Consider the following 2001-nt stretch of genomic DNA (forward strand, 5'->3'; position numbering starts at 1 on the left):
ACTGCAAGCCATTCTACAAGATTAGCAGTTTCAATTTCACCTTTATTAAGCTGTTCTAAAACATAAGGCGGAATATCTTTTGCAGATCGCGCCCCTATACGTTTTACTTCTTTCATAACAGATTTATTAATTCTTCAATATCAACTCTATTCATATAGTTTGCGTCTAGAAATCTATAAACAATAACACCATCTTTGTCAACCACAAAAACAGCAGGAATAGGCAATTTATTTTCTTTGTCTTCATTAAAATCTTCCAATTTAATTCCAAGCATCTCATAATACGGAATAACAAAATCCTGAAGCTGAAAAGTAATTCCTAACTGATTTGCATAAGCATTATTTAAATCTGTAAGCACTTCAAATTCTAAATTGTGTTTTTCTTTAAGTGTGAGACTATTATCTGAACTTTGCGGTGAGATTGCAACTAAAGTTACATTTTCAGCCTTAATTCTCAAAAGATTTTCCTGCAATGCTCTTAACTCTAAATTACAATAAGGACACCAGCTTCCTCTATAAAACGCAACAATCATTTTTCCATTCTTCAAAATGCTTTCAGAAGTAACGATATTATTTACTGCGTTGGGTAAATAAAAATCTGGTATTTTATCTCCAACTTTCAAACTATTAATTTCTATATTCTGGCTTTTTAAATCTTCTATTGATTTCTGAAAAGCTCCTAACACTTCTTGCGGAACTTGCTTTGAAAGTTCAACATTCAATGTTTCAATTTGATTGGCTAAATCACTCATTCGGCTTAAAATTTTGATTATTTTTGCAAAGATCGGAAAGCCATATAAGCTTGGCAATACCGCACATTTTTATCTCATAGGGATATAAAAGTCAATTTTATGCAAACAAAGGAACAAAGCACAGAAAATAAAATTTGTCCATTAGAAATTGCTGTAAATACTATCAGCGGAAAATGGAAAATCCCGATTGTATGGCAAATTAATGATGGCAAAAAAAGACCAAGTGAATTTTTGCGTGGCATTGCAAAAGTAGATCGGCGTGTTTTAAATCAGCAGTTAAATGAAATGGTCGAAGACGGGATATTGGTAAAACAATCTTTTAATGAACTTCCTCCCCGAGTTGAATATTCTTTGACCGAAACTGGAAAACAATTAGTCGAAATACTCTGGAGATTAAATGATTGGGGAAAAACATTAATTCAAGATAACAAAACAGAGCTTCAATCCTAAAACATATCAATCATGAAAGCTGATGAATCTTATTTAGAAAGCGTTAAAAAACAATTTTTGTATTATAAAATGCTTGGCGAAAAAGCAATCGATCAACTCGAACCAACACAGCTTTTTGTTTCGTTTAATGATGACACCAATAGCATTGCTACTATTGTAAAACACATTTCAGGAAATATGCTTTCACGCTGGACCGATTTTTTAACTTCTGACGGTGAAAAAGAATGGCGAAACCGTGACGAGGAATTCGAAAATGATTTACAATCGAAAGAAGAAGTTCTTGAACTTTGGAATAAAGGCTGGAAGTGCCTTGAAAATGCTTTACAAAGTTTAAAACCAGAACAACTTTCAGATATCATCTATATTCGAAATGAGGGTCATACAGTTATAGAAGCCATAAATCGTCAATTGGCACATTATCCTTATCATGTTGGACAGATTGTTTTTTATGCCAAACAATTGAAAAACAGTTCATGGAATAGTTTGTCGATTCCGAAAAATAAATCAGGAAATTATAATGCTGAAAAGTTTGCCAAGGAAAAAGAAATCAAGAACTTTACAGACGAAGAATTAAAAAGATTGAAATGATAGAATATTATGCAAATTTTGGCGGGACATGTTGGTGGATCTTAATTAAATTCTGTAAAACAAACTTAACCGAAGAGCAGAGTTCTAAAAATAAAAAACGGAATTTACTTTTTTTGACTTTTATAACTCTTGTAATTTTCTTTTTATTCTTTAATTAAAAAAGGACTTCTAAAAACGTAAGCCATAGCCCTGATGGAAGCGACATCCTTTTG

3 protein-coding genes and 1 pseudogene are annotated in these 2001 nt (G+C 32.0%); 2 read left to right on the forward strand and 2 right to left on the reverse strand.

Features of this window, described 5'->3' with window-relative positions:
• Together B3J44_RS08105 and B3J44_RS08110 are read right to left on the reverse strand one after the other, a co-directional pair.
• A pseudogene (locus B3J44_RS08105) lies at nt 1-116 on the reverse strand (DNA alkylation repair protein); the annotation flags it as partial.
• Nucleotides 113-751, reverse strand: coding sequence for a peroxiredoxin-like family protein (locus tag B3J44_RS08110; RefSeq protein ID WP_286967680.1), 639 nt, complete (start codon nt 749-751; stop codon nt 113-115). The gene B3J44_RS08110 and the pseudogene B3J44_RS08105, both read right to left, overlap by 4 nt.
• Before the next feature lie 99 nt (nt 752-850).
• Here B3J44_RS08110 and B3J44_RS08115 point away from each other — a divergent pair, with 99 nt between their 5' ends.
• Together B3J44_RS08115 and B3J44_RS08120 are read left to right on the forward strand one after the other, a co-directional pair.
• On the forward strand, nt 851-1201 hold the full coding sequence (locus B3J44_RS08115) for a winged helix-turn-helix transcriptional regulator (protein WP_286967683.1): 351 nt from the start codon (nt 851-853) through the stop codon (nt 1199-1201).
• Nucleotides 1202-1213: 12 nt separating this feature from the next.
• The gene (locus tag B3J44_RS08120) at nt 1214-1789 is read left to right on the forward strand and encodes a DUF1572 family protein (protein ID WP_286967686.1); all 576 of its coding nucleotides are present in this window, start codon (nt 1214-1216) and stop codon (nt 1787-1789) included.
• Nucleotides 1790-2001 lie beyond the last annotated feature (212 nt).

It is taken from the genome of Flavobacterium sp. UBA4854, assembly GCF_002399805.1.
Classification (GTDB): domain Bacteria; phylum Bacteroidota; class Bacteroidia; order Flavobacteriales; family Flavobacteriaceae; genus Flavobacterium; species Flavobacterium ginsengisoli.